At 70.9% G+C, this 16739-nt stretch carries 12 protein-coding genes; all 12 read right to left on the bottom strand.

Going from position 1 to position 16739, the window contains the following annotated elements; all coding sequences use genetic code 11:
• Positions 1-110 precede the first annotated feature (110 nt).
• Positions 111-974: a hypothetical protein gene (locus Pla133_RS08245; RefSeq protein WP_145064440.1), complete on the bottom strand. Its 864-nt coding sequence runs from the start codon at positions 972-974 to the stop codon at positions 111-113.
• A 168-nt stretch (positions 975-1142) separates the two neighbouring features.
• Positions 1143-2237, bottom strand: coding sequence for a redox-regulated ATPase YchF (gene ychF, locus Pla133_RS08240; protein WP_145064439.1), 1095 nt, complete (start codon positions 2235-2237; stop codon positions 1143-1145).
• 73 nt (positions 2238-2310) lie between these two features.
• Positions 2311-3567, bottom strand: coding sequence for a tetratricopeptide repeat protein (locus Pla133_RS08235; RefSeq protein WP_145064438.1), 1257 nt, complete (start codon positions 3565-3567; stop codon positions 2311-2313).
• A 45-nt stretch (positions 3568-3612) separates the two neighbouring features.
• A complete protein-coding gene (locus tag Pla133_RS08230) occupies positions 3613-4890 on the bottom strand; it encodes a hypothetical protein (RefSeq protein WP_145064437.1) in 1278 nt (425 codons plus the stop codon).
• A gap of 521 nt (positions 4891-5411) precedes the next feature.
• A complete protein-coding gene (locus Pla133_RS08225) occupies positions 5412-5918 on the bottom strand; it encodes a hypothetical protein (protein ID WP_145064436.1) in 507 nt (168 codons plus the stop codon).
• Between the two features lie 86 nt (positions 5919-6004).
• Positions 6005-6490 (bottom strand): hypothetical protein, encoded by a 486-nt coding sequence (locus Pla133_RS08220; protein WP_145064435.1) that lies wholly within the window; start codon positions 6488-6490, stop codon positions 6005-6007.
• 54 nt (positions 6491-6544) lie between these two features.
• A complete protein-coding gene (locus tag Pla133_RS08215) occupies positions 6545-8500 on the bottom strand; it encodes a carboxypeptidase-like regulatory domain-containing protein (protein WP_145064434.1) in 1956 nt (651 codons plus the stop codon).
• Between the two features lie 22 nt (positions 8501-8522).
• Positions 8523-10487 (bottom strand): carboxypeptidase-like regulatory domain-containing protein, encoded by a 1965-nt coding sequence (locus Pla133_RS08210; RefSeq protein WP_145064433.1) that lies wholly within the window; start codon positions 10485-10487, stop codon positions 8523-8525.
• 213 nt (positions 10488-10700) lie between these two features.
• The gene (locus Pla133_RS08205; protein WP_145064432.1) at positions 10701-11825 is read right to left on the bottom strand and encodes a carboxypeptidase-like regulatory domain-containing protein; all 1125 of its coding nucleotides are present in this window, start codon (positions 11823-11825) and stop codon (positions 10701-10703) included.
• Positions 11826-11950: 125 nt separating this feature from the next.
• Positions 11951-13135: a hypothetical protein gene (locus Pla133_RS08200; RefSeq protein WP_145064431.1), complete on the bottom strand. Its 1185-nt coding sequence runs from the start codon at positions 13133-13135 to the stop codon at positions 11951-11953.
• Between the two features lie 268 nt (positions 13136-13403).
• Positions 13404-14768 (bottom strand): carboxypeptidase regulatory-like domain-containing protein, encoded by a 1365-nt coding sequence (locus Pla133_RS08195; RefSeq protein ID WP_145064430.1) that lies wholly within the window; start codon positions 14766-14768, stop codon positions 13404-13406.
• A gap of 8 nt (positions 14769-14776) precedes the next feature.
• Positions 14777-16738, bottom strand: coding sequence for a carboxypeptidase-like regulatory domain-containing protein (locus tag Pla133_RS08190; RefSeq protein ID WP_145064429.1), 1962 nt, complete (start codon positions 16736-16738; stop codon positions 14777-14779).
• Position 16739 lies beyond the last annotated feature (1 nt).

Raw genomic sequence — 16739 nt, 5'->3', positions numbered from 1 at the left:
GGTTCCGGCATCGGGCAGGCCCGCGCCGTTGCGGCTCCCGCCCGCGTACACCCTCGCCGCCGCTGCGCGGTTCACACGAGCGGCGGACGAGGGCGAGACCCGCGATCGACTCAGCCCTCGAGCGCCTGCTCGCAGGCCTCGTAGGCCGAGCGCAGGAACTCCTCCGCCATGCGCGCCTGGAGGGCACCGCTGCCGGCCTCCGCCACCTTGTAGATCGGCAGCACGGCCAGGGGCGCGCCGTCCTCGAGCCAGGTGCCATGGGCCAGGGGCGGCAGGACGGTTCCGGCGCGCGGATGGGGCCAGGGCGAGGCGTAGAGGTAGGCGCGGTCCTGTCGATCGTCCGCGGGCGCCATGCCCAGCCCGATCGTCATGGGCTCGTCGCCGTCCGAGTCCAGCTCCACCAGCGCGGCGATGTCGAAGTGGTGCGGCCAACAGCGCACCGCCGTACCGGGCGCGATGTCGCCCAGGATCCGACGCAGGACCGCGTCCGCGTTGGAGTAGGCCCGATCGACTTCGCAGAAGCCCTCCTCACAGCCCCGGCCGAAGGGCGCGCCCTCCATCAGGGGGTGGGCGTCGAGCCTCGCGTCCAGGTGAGCCTCGTTGCGCGCCGGACCGCCGACGAGCTTCTCGGCCCGCTCCAGGAGCCACTTGCGCGCCTCGAAGATCGTCCGACCGACGAGATCGAAGGTCTGCAAGACGGCGTACTTGTCGTCGAGCACCACGAAGCCCGGCGAGGCCAGGCGCAGCCCCACGTGGAAGTCGCGCTCGCCGCGGATCCGGCAGCCGACCAGCGCGCGGGGGCCGTGGAGGTAGGTCGTGGCCAGGTGGCGGTGGTCCGCCATGGTCTGGCCCCAGAGCATCCCGACCTCGCCGATGACCAAGGCGGCGCGATGGGCCTGTCGCCAGGCCTCACCACGCCCTTCGGTCGGTCGCAGCTCGGCCCAGGGTGCAGGGTGGATGGAAGTTGCTTGCATGCAGTCGGTCGAGGGGGGCTAGCGGGTGTCGATTTCCACCCTAGCCGACTGCCGCCCGATCCGCGAGCGCCCTGGAAATCCGGTTGGACCAGGCCCCCTGGGCGCCGCCAGGGGCGATCTGCGACCACCCCACCCGCCCCCGATGGGGATCCGAGCGCCCCGGCCGGCTCACTTCCCGATCAGGAAGTGGCAGACGTCGCCCTCGCGCATGACGTACTCGCGCCCCTCGACGCGCAGCTTGCCGGCGGCCTTGATGGCGGCCTCCGTCTTGAACTGCACCAGGTCATCGACCGAGTAGACCTCGGCGCGGATGAAGAGTTTCTCGAAGTCCGTGTGGATCACCCCGGCCGCCTTGGGCGCGGTCCAGCCGCGCTGGATGGTCCAGGCGCGGATCTCCTTCTCGCCGGCGGTGAAATAGGTCTGCAGGCCGAGCAGGTCGTAGGTGGAGTGGGCCAGGCGCTCGAGGCCGGACTCGACGAGACCGAGGTCGGCCATGAACTCGGCGCGGTCGGCCGGGTCCATACCGGCGATCTCGCCCTCGATGTCGCCGGAGAGCACCACAACGCCCGAACCGGTCGCCTCGGCGTGGGCGCGTACCGCGCCGACCAGGGGCGACTCGCCGGCCAAGTCGTCGTCGGCCACGTTGGCCACGTACAGCACCGGCTTCATGGTGATCAGGAACAGCGGGCGCAGGGCGGCGCGCTCGCGGTCGGACCACTCGCGGGCGCGCAGTTGGCCACCGGCCTCCAGGTGCTGGCGCGCCACGTCGTAGGTGTCGCGCTCGAAGATCGAGTCCTTGTCGCCGGCGCGGGCCTTCTTCGAGACGCGCTCGTGGGCCTTGTTCAAGGTCTCGAGGTCCGCGAGGCCGAGCTCCAGCTCGATCACCTCGATGTCCGCCCGCGGGTCGATCGTCCCGTGCACGTGCACGATGTCGGAGTTCTCGAAGCAGCGCACCACGTGCAGCACCGCGTCGGTCTCCTTGATGTTGCCGAGGAACTTGTTCCCGAGACCCTCACCGGTGGAGGCGCCCTTCACCAGGCCCGCGATGTCCACCACCTTGACCGAGGCCGGTAGGACGCGATCGGTCTTGATGAATCCGTGGATCACCTCCAACCGCGCGTCCGGCACGTCGACGATGCCGACGTTGGGCTCGATCGTGCAGAAGGGGTAGTTGGCGCTCTCGGCGCCCGCGGAGGTGATGGCGTTGAAGATCGTCGACTTGCCCACGTTGGGCAGTCCGACGATGCCTGCGGCGAGGCTCATGGGCGATCGGGAGGGGCTGGCGGAGGGGTTAGCGCGGACCCTGACGGGGTCGGCCGAGCCGCGCAGTGTAGCGTCAGCCCCGGGCCACGATCATCGGCACCTCGATCGTGAGGGAGCGGTCGCCGCGCTCGACGATCAGGGTCAGGATCTGACCCGCGCCGAAGCCGGCTTCATTCTCCGCCAGCGCGGCCGGGGTCGGCGAGAGCACTCGATCGCCGATCTCGAGTCCCGCCCCGGCGGCGACGGCCCCGAGGCGGCTCACCTTCCCGTCCTCCCCGAGTTCGAACCCCAGGGCCGAGGGGCGTCCCAGCTCCGCCGCGAGGGAGCCCAGCTCGATTCGTGCGGCGTCCCACTCCCAACTTGCGCGCTGGTTCGAGGCGATCACCGCCTGCAGCGCCGGAACAGCCCGCGCTCCCAGTCCCGCGGCCCTCAGTGCCAGGCCCTGGTAGAAGTCGCGCTCGCAGGCGAGGCCCGCCTGTTCCTGCGCGGGCTGGGCCAGGCGGTGGGCCTCGAGCCGCTCGATCGAGCCTTGGCCCAGGAGCAGATCCGCGACCAGTGCCTCCCAGCCCTGGCGCTCGCCCCGCCAGGCGCGCAGCTCACGCTCGGCGCGGGCCCGATCGCCGTCCACCCACCAGCGCCACAGGGCCGCGTGGCCGTCCGCCTCCGGATCGCGCCGGAGCAGGCGGTCGAAGCCCACGCGCGCCTGGTCGAGCTCCCCCGCCAGGGTCTGGGCCAGGGCTACGTACAGCGCGAAGAGCCCCTCGTCGGGGTACGCGGTCTCGAGCGCGGTGTAGTCCCCCTCCGCCCCCTCGAAGTCGCGCAGGCGCACCTTGGTCTGGGCTCTGTTCTCGAGCGTCCACGCGTCATTAGGCGCGAGCCCCAGGGCGCGGTCGTAGTCGGCGAGGGCGGCGCGATACTGGCCTGAGAGCATCTGCGTGAACGCGCGCCACTGGATCGCCTTGAGGTAGTCGGGGCTGCGCTCGATCGCCGCCGTGTACCCGGCGACCGCCTCGTCCAGTCGCCCGAGGTTGTGCAGGGACATGGCCCGCGCGTAGTGGGTCCAGGGATCGGTGTCGTCGAGGGCCAGGGCGCGGTCGTAGTCCTCGAGCGCGGCGGCGTAGTCGCCCAAGAGGTTGCGACAGTGCCCGCGCCAACGCCGCAGGTCGACGGCGTCGGGCGCGGCATCGATGGCCACGTCGAGCAGGGGCAAAGCGGCCGCGCAGTCGCCCCCCTGGGCCAGGGCGATGGCGCGCTCAGCTGTGGTCGAGGGGGTCGAGTCCTGGACCGGACTCGAGGAGAGGACAGCGAGCAGCAGGATCGTGCAGAGCATGGTGGTTCGATTGGTTGGGTGCGCCGCACAAGGTCGGCGCGAGCATCATTCGGAGTCCAGCGGGCCGCGGGCGACCCTGCTCAAGAGGATCGTACGCCGTCCCGATGGGAGCCCGGCGTTGACGATGCCCTCGTAGCCGATCCCGGTCACCCCCTGGGCCGCGACGTGCATCTCGACGCCGCCGGGCAGCAGCAGGGTTTCTCCCAGCCTGATGGTGCGCGGGTAGGGGCCGCCCGCACCGGTTCCGAATGGGGTCACGACCAGGCTCAGGGGCGACGAACCTGTGCGCCCATCGGGTTGCTCGGCGAGCTCGAACTGGACCAGCAGGGCGTCCACGATCGCGGTCTCCTCGCGTGCGCCGACGACCGCAGCCCTCCGGATCGGCTCGATCGGCCCGGTCAGGGACGTGGGCGCGATCGCGTAGGAGCCCGCAGCGAGGCCGCGGAACTCGATCCGACCGGCGGAGTCCGTGGTGCGATGCACCGGCGCCAGGCGTGGAGGGCTGTCGAGGGACTCGAGGCGCACCAGCCTCCCGGCCAGGGGGGTGCCGTCCGCCAACTCGAGGCGCAGACGGATGGCCGCCGATCCGCCCACCTGCACGTCGCCGAGGTCGTACTCGCCCTGCGGACTGGCCGTGATCGAGGTCGTCGCGGAGTAGCCGTGGCCGGGAGAGGACAGGCGCAGGTCGACGCGGCTCGCAACCGGCAAGCTGGCCTCGAAGCGGCCGCTCGCGTCGACGGCGAGGCGCAGGGTGTCGGTGCGAGCCCGCGGGTCGTCGGGCAGACCGGGTTGGCAGGCGACGTGCAGGGCCCCCACCTCCAAGGCGGTCCCCCACTCGTCCACGATCCGGCCGCGGACGACGGGCGCGCGATCGAGGACCAGCACCTGCTCGGTGAAGGGCCCCATCACCATCGGCTCAGCGGAGCGGAACAGGTAGCCGGGAGCCTCGGCGCGCAGGGTGACTTCGAGCGAGCCCGTGGCGCACAGGGCCAGGCGGTGAACGCCGCCGGCCTCGACCCTCAGCGAAGATCGGCTGGAGCGGTAGCTCGTGGATGGCGTGGATTCGGCTGGACGCCAGTTGCTGGCGAGCCGGGTCCAACCCCTTGCGTCGCTCGAGACATCCGCGGTGGTGCGGGCCGAGAAGGCCGCCGCGGCCTCGGCGTCGAGTCGCCAGACGCTGGTCGATGTCTGGTGCGAGGCTCGCGCCTCCACAACGGCCCCCGGGAGGTCGAATCCCCGACTGTCGACCACGCGAACCTCCAGCAGGAACAACTCGAGCGGGACGCGCTCCGTGGCAGAGTCGTCGCCTGCTTCGACGACCACCGGCGAGGTTGGCGGCGAGGGTGCACCGACTTCCGCGATCGCTACAACCTGGCGCGTGCTGCTCGGGACCATTGGAATCCCACGAGCAACCGACGTCGAGGCCCCCTCAGGCTCGGGGGGTCGGGACGCGGTCACCCCGGATTCAGGCCGTGCCGCGTCGAGCTCCTCCCCAGCGTGCCTCGGCAGCAGCAGGCACGCGCCGACGAGCACCAGCAAGCCGAGCAGTACCCAGAGAATTCGCATGGCGGAAGGGCCGGCAACCGGCCTCGAGGGGGGGCGCCGGGATCGACCCGACGACGGCCTGACTCGAAGCATCCCGGAACCGCGCAACGACCCCGGTTCGAGCGAGTCTAGTGCGACCCCCGAGGAGGTCGACGGCAGTTGCGAGAAGACTCGTCGTCTGCGGCCCAGCGCCCTTCGGAGCCGGCGCGCGGACAGGGGGCTGCGAAGAGTTGGGCGCGGCCCAGCCCAGTGCAGCCGACTCGCCCTGTCCAGGCCCGCACGCCAGACCTCCCCCTGCCTCAGGTCGCCGCGACAGCGGCTTGGCGCGCCCACAGGGAGATCACGACGGAGCCGATGAAGACCGCCAGAACCAGGGGTAGCTCCTCGCGCGACTCGAGCACCGCACCGCGGGACCAAAGACTCGTCCTGGTCATCGAACCGATTCGCCGGCGCCCACAGTTGATCTCGTAGCTGGAGCACCAGAGCGACGACCTGGTGAGCATGAGGTCCTCGAGCTCCTCACCCGTACCGGTGAAGGCGAGCTCGGGATGAAGGTCGCGCAGCTCGAATGTCGAAGACCAAACCGATGGGCGCACGGCGCTGACCAGGAACTCGCCGCCTCGCGCCAGATCGATCTCGCTGCGGAGAAAGCCGCGCGCGCGCATCTGGTAGTCGACTCCCTCCAGCTCGATCGTCGCGCCCTCCCCCCAAACGGATCGATCCAGCAGCGCGACCTTGCGGCCGTCTCGGAGGACGTCGTAGTGGCGGGCCAACAGCCCGCGGCAGCGAAACTCGAGGCTCTGCATGGCGCCGATCTTACGCGGCCGGGCGCGCGCGATTCGAAGGGCACGGCCTCGATGGGGATTCGAGCGGCGCCGGCGGATCGGCGCTCTCAGCCTCCGCTTTGCTGATCTTCCACTTGCACGGTCGCGATGAAGCCGAGGAGCACGGCCACCGCCGGCGGCACCCGCTCGTCGACACGCAGGATGAGGCCGGACTTGAACAGGCCCCGACGGACGATCTCGCCCAGCTGCACGTCACCGGCCTCGACCACGCTGGTCGAGCTGAAGAAGCCCTTGCTGCGCAGGACCAGGGCTCCTCCGGGGATCTCGGAGGGCTCGAGCAGGGTGACGTGCTGGCGACTGGAGAAGGCCGACTTGCGTTCGGCAAAGGCCACCAACGAGCCTGCGCGGGTCAACTCGACGCGGCCGCTGGTCCAGCCCTTGCGGGCGATGGCGTAGGTGGCGCCGGCCAGGTCGAAGGGCGCCGATCGCTGGAAGGCCCGGCGCTCCAGGATCGTGATGCTGCGGCCGCCCAAGGAGACCTCGAGGTCGCGGCTGAAGAGGCCTCGCGCGGGTTTGATCACGAGCTCGTTCACCGGTGCCGATCCTACCCTCGTCTCGCGCGACCGCGGGTCGAAGTGCCGACCCCGTCAAGGCGCGCGGACCAGGTCCACCGCCACCGGGGTGACCTGTCCGGCGAGCACCCTGCCTGCGACGATCTCGGAGCGATAGCCCTCGACTTCGAGCTTGACCTCGTAGTCCCCCACGAGCATCAGGCCCAGTCCGAAGGGGGCCACCAGGCGCCCCGACATGCTCGTGGTCACCCCGCCCCAGGCATTGGCCCACTCGGCGGCGCTGCGCGTCCAATCCGGTTCCCCGGCGCCGCGCAGGTGGATCTCGACCGGCAGGCTGGCCGCCTGCGAACTGTCGTCTCCCGCATCCGCCAGGCGAACGACGAACTCCAGGCGACCGCCGTGGGAGGTCGGCACGTCGATCGTCGCCTGCTCGCCCGCGCGGACCTCGATCTGCCCGGGCTCGGCGTCGGCGACCGAGAACCGAGCGTCGAGCACGGAGGAGCGGACGTAATAGGTGCCGGGAGTCAGGCCCTGAACGATCAGCTCCGAGGCGCCGGGGGAGCCGGCTTCCGTGGCGATCGACCCTTCACCCCTTGGAAGCAGCATCACCGACAAGCGCTCTTCACCGACCAGGCCCTCGCCGGTGACTCGCACGCGCACGCTGGCGAGGGTCGGGTCGTCGGTACGCAGCTCGACGGTGTGGTGACCGGATGGCAGGTCGGCCGCGAGCCGGTGGACGAAGACGCGGCCCCGCGTGTCCTTGGCCCGCAGCAGCAGTGCCGTCCTGGGCAAGAGCGCGGTGTGACTGGTGGCTGAGCCCAGGCGCTTGGAGATGGCCCCGAAGCCCGCTGCCGCGTGGTCGATCGCACCGATCTCGAGCTCGTCCATGGCGACGACTTGGCCCCCGTCGTCGAGGGCGGTGATCTCCACCAGCCAGCCTTCGCAGGTCACCACCAGATTGCGCGAGGGTGCGACCACACGCTCCATGCGCTGTACCGCGACGTGGGTGTGCGGGCTGGCTTCGAGGTCGTAGAGACCCGGTGCGAGGCCAGCGATCGAGAAGGCGCCGCTCGCTTGGGTCCCCACTTGACCGCGGGTGAAACCCTGCCCGCCGGGTGCCTGCCCCGTGCTCGGCATGGCGCGGATGGATAGACCAGGCACAGGGGAGCCGTCGGGGAACTGGGCGCGTCCCTCCAGGACCCCGGATCCAAGGATCGCGAGGTCACCCAGGTCGATCAGCTCACCCGCCTCGATCCGGATCGGAACGAGCGGCGAGGTACCCAGACCAGTCTTCGACACCAGCAGCTCGAATTCCCCGAGGGCCGGCGGCGCCACCGCGAAGCTGCCGTCGCGGAGGCACGGCAGGTTGAAGTCGTGATCGTCTCCACCTGTCGCCAGGGGCTCCAGGTGAGCGCGGCCATTCCCGAGCGGCTCGCCCGCCCCGTCGAACAATCGACCGACCAAGGTCGCCCCTCGCGCGAGGGAGACCTCGAGCGGCCTCGGCGAACCGGGGTTGGGGCGCCAGAGTAGACGTGCGGTACCCGGCGTGAAGCCCTCGGCCACCGCGCGTGCGGCGAGGGCTGTTTCAGCGGGCAGGTCGACGTCGATCAGGAGGGTGCCGTCCTCGGCGGCCGTCCCGCCGCTGACGAGCATCTCCGAGGGATCGCCGCCTGGACCGGTGAGGTAGACGTCGACGCGCGCACTCCCGATCGCGACGCCGCGACCCGCCTCGACCACGCGGATCTCGAGCATGCCGTCAGCGGCGGGCGTGGGGCCGAGGGACGCGGTCGTCGCGCGCCGTTCGATCGACGTTTCCCCTGCGTCGCCCACCGGGCTGATCGTGGCCAGGCTCGCCTCTCCCAGGGCGACGCCGCCCCCGCCCGAGTCACCGTCGCTGGTCGCGAAAGACCCCTGCACGGCCGCGTCCGTGGCTCGAGCGGGGACCTCGGCGTCCGGACGGCTCCCCGCCAGGGCCCACCAGCAGAGGGCGACCATCGCGGCCGCGACGAGGCCGTAGAGCGTGTTCTTCACCGATGTGCGCTCCGACTTGGACTCAGGGTTCCTGCACCAGCTCGACCCGCACGACGTTCGTCTCGCCGGGGATCACCGTGAGCTGCCGGTTGTGCCTGGTGAAGCCGGTGGCCTCGACCTCGAGCTCGTAGCTGCCGGCGCGCAGCACGCCGTAGCGCTCGTAGCGTTGCCCCAACCTGGCCTTGGCGACGACCGAGACACCGCCGTCGTCGCGGACGAGATTCAGCAGCAGCGGCTGCCACTCGAGCTCTCCGGCTGCACGGATCCTCCCCACCGCCGAGCGCTCGAGTCCGAGTGCGGCCTGGTCGTCCAGTCCGGCCACGGCGAACTCGAACTCGAGCTGACCGCCGGCGACGATCGCGATGTCGACCGTCTGCTCGCTACCGGCCGTCAGCTCCAGCTCCACGCCGGAGCCCTCGAGCAGCAGCATGTCGTCGCCCGAGACGGAGAAGTTCGCCAGGTAGCGGCCCGGCGTCAGGCCGCTCAGCATGAACTCCGATTGCCCCTCGTCACTCGCCCCCCAGGTGAAGGCGCCCTCGGCGAGGGGCTGGAGACTGGCGCTGATCGCGACTCCTTCGGGCACGCCGCTGCCACCGACGCGCACACGCAAGGAAGCCAGGGACGGATCCCAGGGCCTCAGCACGACCCCGTGGCGTCCGGGGAGCAGGTCCACGTCCACCTGCCCGAAGTAGTGCGCTCCGGCCTCGTCCTCGGCGGTGAACTTGAGCGGGAGCCTCGCGACCAACTGCTCGGTCTGCACCACGGGCGTGGAGAAGAGCTGGGACCTGGCGAGAAAGGGCAGCTCGAGTGCGGTGGACGGCGCCGCGTCGACGGTCGAGCGCGGGACGGCTTCGAGCTTGGCCAAGAGCGCCGGACGATCCGCTTCGTCGAGCGCTCCGATCGTGAGCAGCCAGGCGTCAACGACGACCTCGACGTCCCCCATGCCGGTCGATGCGATGGGCGCGTCCACCGGCACACTGGGGTCCTGGCCCGTGAGGTCGTACCGCCCCTGGGCCAGGCCCTTGAAGACGAAGCCACCCTCCTCGTCCGTCTCGACCACGGCCGACCGGAAGCCGAGGCCCTGCGCCCCGATCGCCTCGAGCCGCAGGCCGAAGCCGGGCACCGGTTCACCGCTCGGGAACACCGTACGACCGGCGATCGACCCGGGCCCGACCAGGGTCAGGGTGCCCACGTCACTCTCGGCCGAGGAATCGATGCGGACGCGCACCTGCGCGCTCGTGCCGAGACCGATCAGCTCGGCACTGACCTGATAGCCCCCCGGATCGGGAGCCTGCACCGCGAAGTAGCCGTCGCGGGGCATGATCACCTGACGGAAGATCGGATCACGGTCCTCACCGATCGGATCGAAGCGCACCCATCCCCCGCCGAGGGGGGCTCCGCCGACGTCGACCATGCGGCCGACCACCGTCGCTCCCCGCTTCAACTCCAGGCGAGCTTCGACGCGATCCCCTGTCCACGGCAGCCTCGCGAACTGCGGAAGATAGCCCGGCGCACCGGCGCGCACCGCCAGCAGGTCCTCGGGTTGCGCGTCGATGGACTGCTCGAGAAGGCCTGACGAGGGTATGGGTTCCGCCGACAGCAGTGTGTCGAGTTGAACGAAGCTGTCGCTGAAGCGAGCCACGTCCAACCACGCACCCTCGATGGGCGCGCCATCGACATCCACGACAACGATGCGCGCCAGGACGCCTTTCTTCGCCGCGAGCTCAGCATCCGCCGTCGCAACGGGGGCCGCCTCGCGCTGGGTCTCGCTGTTACCTGGCAACTGGAGCTCCCGCGACGTCGCCGAGCGCAGGGCCGGCGTCCCACCGCCTCTGGCCTCGACGGTCCGCGACGTGCGACCGACGTCCGGCGCCGCGCCGATGGCCGCGCCGTCCGTGGAGCCGTCCCCGAACGGAGAGAAGAGTAGGTAGCCCAGCCCAAGCGCGAGGGCCAAGGCCAGGACAGCGATGGCTGAGCGGGTGACCATGGTGGACATGATGCATGGAGGAACTGCCCCGGACGCGCCCGAGGCCATCGAAGCCTCGCAATCCACGCTCCGGAGTCGATCGGCCCTGCCCTCGCGCGCCTCGGTGGGCGCGTCCTCTCGATGGGAACCCCGCTCTCGGCTGCGCCGCGACGACGCCTTGTCGACAGGACCGGGCGGCAGCCGGAACCACAGCCGGAGGGCCGCGTCGCCCTCTCAGCGCGGCCCGGGCAAGTCGACCTCGAACACGGCCGTCTCGCGGGGCCGGACCTCCAGGACCTCGACAATCGGCTCCTCACCCAATGGAGGATGCCATTCGAGCTCCCACAGGCCAGGCGGATGCACGCGGCCCACGAACAGCTCGCGCCCCGCGACCGTGATCGGAGTCTGGATCCAATCAGCCTGTCCCTGGGGCCTGAGCCTCGCCCAGCCCTCGATCGTGCCCGTGCTCGAGGTCCGTGCCGCCTTGGCTTCCGAACCCAGGTCGAGCCTGATCAAGCCACCAACCTCGAGCTGAACCGGAACCCGCGCCTGCTCCTCGGCACCGACGCTGACCCGAGCCTCGGCGTCCCCCGCGACGTAGGTCATTCCGACGTGCCAGTCGCCGCGCAACCGCCAACTGCAGCGGTAGTCACCCGGCAAGAGGTCCCGCTGCACGAGTCCGTTGCGCTGCAGCTCGCCCAAGTAGGGCCCGCCGATCCCCGACGCGAGGTCCTCGATCTCGAGTTCGAGGAACTGACCCCTTCCGGGTTCGTCAGCGGTCCACTCGAAGCTCAAGCTCGCCGAGCGTGGATCGAAGTCGGCGGGGACGCGTCCGTTCTCATCCAACTCCACCTGTGCGACCGCGCCACTCAGGGGATTGGCATGCGAGTGGTACTGGAGCGGGTCGGCAGGCATCGGTTCGACGATCCCGAAGACCAGCTCCAGGGAGTCGGTCGACACGTTGCGCACGGTCAGCGCAACCGGTGCTCCAGGCGCGAGCATCGACAGGGTGTACTCGCCCTGCGCTAGTCCCGTGAACGCGAACTCACCCGTCGCCGAAGTCTCCGTGTGCGCTGACAGTCGCCCCGGCCGCGGGTAGAGGTCCTGGGCCCTGGCTCCGATCCAGATCCCCGCCAGGGGCTCGCCCTCGACGTCGATCAATCGACCGGCGATGCGATCGGGCCGCTCGCCGCGCCAGAGGTCCGCGGCTGGAACCGGTTGCTCGCTCGCGCCGTCGAGTTCACCTTCTCGAACCGGCGCCGCTTCGTCCTGGTCGCGCGACTGCGGAGCTTTCGCCGGATCGGCCGGCGATAGACAGCCCACGAGAGCGAGGCTGCACGATCCGAGCAGAGCACGCACCGACGATGCCCGGCTGAGCGCACTCGGTACGAGCGATATCGGATGCGGCAAATGCGGAGGGGTGAAGAGCGCCATGGCCTCGCTCCGAATCTACCGACCCGCTCGAGATCGGTTACACCCCCGTTCTATTTGGTGACCAAGGGCACCAGCAGCTCCACCAGCCCGCCTTGAACGCCGACCTCGAAGTCCTGGATGAAGGGCTGAAAATCCTCGCCCTCGACCCGCAACTCGTAGGCCCCCGGCGCGAGGGAACGGTCGGAGCGCACGCGCACACCGACCGGAGGCATGTCGAAGGCGCACTGGATCAAGGGCGCGTCGGTGACCTGCCACCACTCCATCTCCAGCGGCCGCTCCGCCCCCTGCGGCGTCACCTCGACCGTCACCGCGCCCTCGGCCCCGCCCTCGGCGGTCCACGAGTCGCTCGGAACCAGCTCCAGCCCGACCAACGCCCCAGGTGCGAGGACCGCGTCGATCGGTATCGGCCCCGGTCCTTCGATCTCGAACTCGCGGGGCAGACCGGTCAAGGCCAGGGCCTCTTCAGGCTCGGTGCCCGAAGCCTGCATCAGCGAGACCTCCAACGAATAGCGACCGGGCGCCAGACCCGGTACCAACATCGTGCGCTCCAGGGCCTGCTCCGCCGCGATGTAGGTGTGCGCATCGAGACCTCTCACGCGCAGGTGAACCCGGGGCTCGACCAGGCGCTCGATCCCACCACTCACCCGCAACTCCAGGGTGGCCGTGTCCTCGGAGTCCGATCGCAACACCAGGTCCAGCGCGCCGCCGTCGAGGGGCGTCTCGATCGTCCCCGCGAAGATCCCCTGCGAGCCCTTGGCCCAGGCGCGCACGGTGCAGTTCGGCGGCAGGGCCCTGGTCGTCGACGACCGCTCCCGCGAGGAGTAGGCGCCGCCCCCGCCCATGGGCGTGCCGTCGTGCGGCGTGACCTCCAGGCTGAGCGAGCGGAACAGGGCGGGCGCGCCATCGCGGTCCTGCGCCGTGAACGTCACTTGGCTCACGCGCGCCACCAACACGATCGCTTCGTCGCCGGCGTCGAAGTGGTCCGGACCGATGAGCTCGAAGCCGCCGTCCCGCTCGCCGGTCCCGACGGACAGTCGGTGCTGACCGAGCGGCGCTTCCTCGATGCGAAAGCTCCCGTCGCCAGCCACCGCTTGGTGCAGACCCAGCCCCTCGACGCGGACCGTCACGCTCGCAACCGGTTGGCCATCCACCATCACAACCCGCCCGGCCAGGGCCGCGGTTTGCGGCGGCGTGCTCATCGGAGCTTCGACGACCTCTTGCTCGTCTTCGACCACGGCTGCAACGCGAGCAGACGCAGAGCCAGTCCCGATGGTGGCCGTGGCCTGTGCTCTGGGCGCGAGCGGAGGGGAGAGAGCGGCCTCCGATTCCGGCTGCGAAGACGCGGCCGCAGCGCCGGGGACGGCCGATCCGCCCTCGCCGGGTCCCGCGCCGGCCAGAGCCCAGATGGCGAAGGACACGACGACCACCAACCCCGCGATGACCGCCAGCGTGCCGCCCGCTGTGCGCCTGTGGTTGTTCGACATCATCATTGGATCCAACGGGTCATTCCCGCAGGAGTTCAATCGCCACCTTGCAGGCCTGGCCCCCGACCACGCTAGCCGTGGTCTGCGAAGGGCGAAAGCCCTCGGCCTGCACCCGTACGTCGTAGCGCCCGGGGGGGAGGGAGCGGTCAGCGACCCAGCCCCCGCCGATCGTCGGACGGCTCACGGCGCCACCGCCGTGCCAACCCGTCCAGCGCAGGTCGAGGGCCTCGCTACGCCCCTCAGGGCGAACCTCGACCTGAACCACGACGGGGAGCATCTCCCTCGGCAGCAAGTCGAGGTCGGCGGAGAGCACCAGCTCGAGCTCCCCCCCCGGCACCAACTCGAGCGCGATCGGGATGCGCCCGGTGCCGGTCACTTCGATCTCGGCTGGCGCGCCGACCAGGGCAAAGATCTGGGACTGGCGAGTGCCCTGGGGCTGCGCGACGGAGACCTCGAGCGTGTGCAGCCCGGTGGTCAGGCCCGGGATGAGGATCCGCTCGGAGAGCGCGTCGGATTGGTCGATGCGGTCGTCTCGATCGAGGTTCACGAGGCTGACGTCGAGTCGTGCGCCGATGACCCGGTCCAAGGGTCCGCCAAGGGCCAACTCCAAGGTCGCCATGCTCGGGGAGTCGACCTCGAGCACCACCTCCACGGCGCCCCCCGCGACTGGCGTGTGCACCAGCCCGGCGAAGCTCCCAGCGGCCCCTTGGACCCGCGCTCGCAGGTTGCGATCCACCGGCACCGGCAGGTCCGCGAACTGCGCCCCGCCCCCCGACGACCACGACAGGATCGAACTCAGGTAGCCGTCGTCGCCGACATCGGTCACCTCGACCGAGTTGAACGCCACGGGAGCACCCGACTCGTCCGCCGCACGCACCCGCAGCAGACACGCGCGCACGACCAGCTCCACGGCCTCGTCACCGGCGCGAAAGGTGCGCCGACCGACGATCTCGTAGCCGTCGCCCGTGCCGGAACGGGAGCTACCGACCTCCAACTCGACCTCACCGGGTTCGAGTCCCTCGATGCGGAACTCGCCACTGGCGCTGGTCAGCGCGCGCAGATCGAGCGCGGGCGCGTGCACATCGACCATGGGCAGCCCGCGACCATCGACCATGACCACCCGTCCGGCCAGCGGCAGTCCGTCGCCCGGGGGAACAGACTCCGCCACTTCCGGCGGCTCGTCCGGCCGAGCCTCGACGGGCACGGGCGCCGCCGGCCTGCGCGCCTCGGGCGTCGCCAGCTCGGCCTCGATCGGCGATTCCTTCGGGACATCCACAGGTGCGACGACGGCCGCCTCGCCCGCGCCCTCCTCGCCCTCGCCGAGCAGGGTCCACAGGACCCCACCGAGTACGCAGGCGATGACCAAACCCGATCCGATCCGCATGCCGCCGTTCATTCTTCGCTCTGCTCTCTGGGTTCGGGGTGCACCGTGATGGCGGCGCCGGGGAGAATCTCGACCTGGGCGCTCCAGGACTCGAAGCCCCGGGCCGCGACCCGCACCGTGTAGAGGCCCGGTGGGATCACCGAGCTCGAGCGCCAGCGTTGCCCGAAGCGCGGGAAGTCGCTGAGGTCCGCGCGATCGGTCTCGCCGTCGTCCTTCAAGCGCTCGAAGGCTTCCAGCCCGCGGCCGTCGTAGCGCAGCTCGTCGACGCCCGCGAGGGTGACCCAGGCGGTGTCCGAGCCGTTGGGCAGGACCGGTGGGAAGTCGGTCAGGTCGAGCACCAGCCAACCGCCGAGCTCCACGGCGAAACGGGCCTGGGCCGTGTCGCCCGCGACCAGATCGACGATCAGGCTGGCGGGGTTGACCGTCCACAGCCGCGGGCCAGTGGTTCCATTCTCGCGGGGAAAGGCCCACAGCTCGTAGCGGCCGGGCAGGAGCCCCGTGAACTCCATGCTCTCGTCGGGGCCTCCGATCGACGCGCTGCGCTGCAGTCCGAGCTCGTCGCAGGACAAGCTGACGCTGAAGGTCCCGGGCCCGAGCTCTGGCGCGAACTCGACCTGGACCGCGATCGTCCCGTCCGCCGCGCCGAGGCTCGGCAGGAGGTCCAGCTCGACCCGCCTCGAGCGGCGGTCGAACTCCAGCTTGCCGAAGTAGCCCCCGTCGGCGCCCGCGACCTCGGCGGCGAAGTTCCAGAGGAACGCCGTGGGCAGCAGCACAGCAAACTCCGTCTCGCCGCCGAGCACTCGGTCCAGGCCGCTGGGCAGGCTCCGCGTGCCCCACTCCTGGAAGGGCAGGTCGGTCTGTTGATAGGTCCCCGTCACTCGCTCGAGGGGTAGGGGTCCGTCGGGCCCCAGAGCCCGCAGCACGACGAACATCGCCTGCGAGCTGAGCACGAGCTCACCGTCGCCCGCGTCCGGGATCACGAAGGTCGTCGCGAAGGGATCGTCGCCGTCGCTGACGGCGACCTCGAAGGGACCGGGTGCGTCGGTGGCGAGCACGAATCGCCCGTCGGCGTCCGTCCGCGCCTCACCGTTGTTCTGAAAGCGCGGTGGCCGCGACGCGGGGTCGACCGCGACGACGGTCACCCCCGCCACCGGCGTGCCGTCGGCGAGCTGCACGCGGCCGCGGTAGGTCGGCCCCGACTCCAGGACCACGTCGCCCAGGTCAAGGGAGTCCGGAGGGTGCAGTTGGAGGTCGAGGTGGGCCGACCCCGAGCCGGGTTGCGAGACGTCGACGGCGAAGTTCCCGCCCTCGCGGGTGAACAGCACGAACTCGCCCTCGCCCCCGCCGTGCGTGAAGCTCAGGTTGCCGCTACCAGGGCTCGGCATGAACTGGAAGCGCGGCGAGGCCACGGCGGTGCCGGCGGAGTCGACCACCCGCAGGCGGGCCGCACCGCCCGGCTGCAACATGAACCGCAATCGCGGCCGCGGGCCCTGGGCCACGGATTGGGCGTGATTGAGAGGGCAGAAGCCCGGCGCGCTCGCGGCCGCGACGACGTGAGTCACGTCGTCGCCGATCGGCACCTCGACCTCGCCGTCCACGACCCGGTGGTCGACCAGGCGCACCGCGTCTGGGCTGGCGGCGTTCAAGGTATTCGCCAGCAGGGTCAAGACGACGCCCTCGACGGGCGCGCCGTCGGGATCCACGAACTGCGCGGTCAGGATGCGGCTCGCCGCCACGGCGCCGGCCGGCTCGACCACCTCGCGGGCGTCGTCGGTGCTGGACGTGGGCGTCGCGATCGAGGGGGCATCGCGGAGCGTCGGTAGCTCGCTACCCGCCGATTCACCCGCCCGCGCGCGCTCGGCGCCGGCCTGCGACTCGTGCGCGGGCTCATCGCCGCCCGATCCTCGGAACAGCAGCCAAGCCAGGGACAGGCCGATTGCGACGAAGAGCGATAGCAGGATCTTTCGCATG

The organism is Engelhardtia mirabilis (genome assembly GCF_007748095.1).
Lineage (GTDB): Bacteria > Planctomycetota > UBA1135 > UBA1135.
This window is presented reverse-complemented; position numbering and strand designations above follow the sequence as displayed.

Excerpts from the sequence above, each read along its gene's own strand:
- Pla133_RS08245 (WP_145064440.1), bottom strand. The coding sequence starts at position 974 with ATGCAAGCAACTTCCATCCACCCTGCACCCTGGGCCGAGCTGCGACCG.
- ychF (WP_145064439.1), bottom strand. The coding sequence starts at position 2,237 with ATGAGCCTCGCCGCAGGCATCGTCGGACTGCCCAACGTGGGCAAGTCG.
- Pla133_RS08235 (WP_145064438.1), bottom strand. The coding sequence starts at position 3,567 with ATGCTCTGCACGATCCTGCTGCTCGCTGTCCTCTCCTCGAGTCCGGTC.
- Pla133_RS08225 (WP_145064436.1), bottom strand. The coding sequence starts at position 5,918 with ATGCAGAGCCTCGAGTTTCGCTGCCGCGGGCTGTTGGCCCGCCACTAC.
- Pla133_RS08210 (WP_145064433.1), bottom strand. The coding sequence starts at position 10,487 with ATGGTCACCCGCTCAGCCATCGCTGTCCTGGCCTTGGCCCTCGCGCTT.
- Pla133_RS08195 (WP_145064430.1), bottom strand. The coding sequence starts at position 14,768 with ATGCGGATCGGATCGGGTTTGGTCATCGCCTGCGTACTCGGTGGGGTC.
- Pla133_RS08190 (WP_145064429.1), bottom strand. The coding sequence starts at position 16,738 with ATGCGAAAGATCCTGCTATCGCTCTTCGTCGCAATCGGCCTGTCCCTG.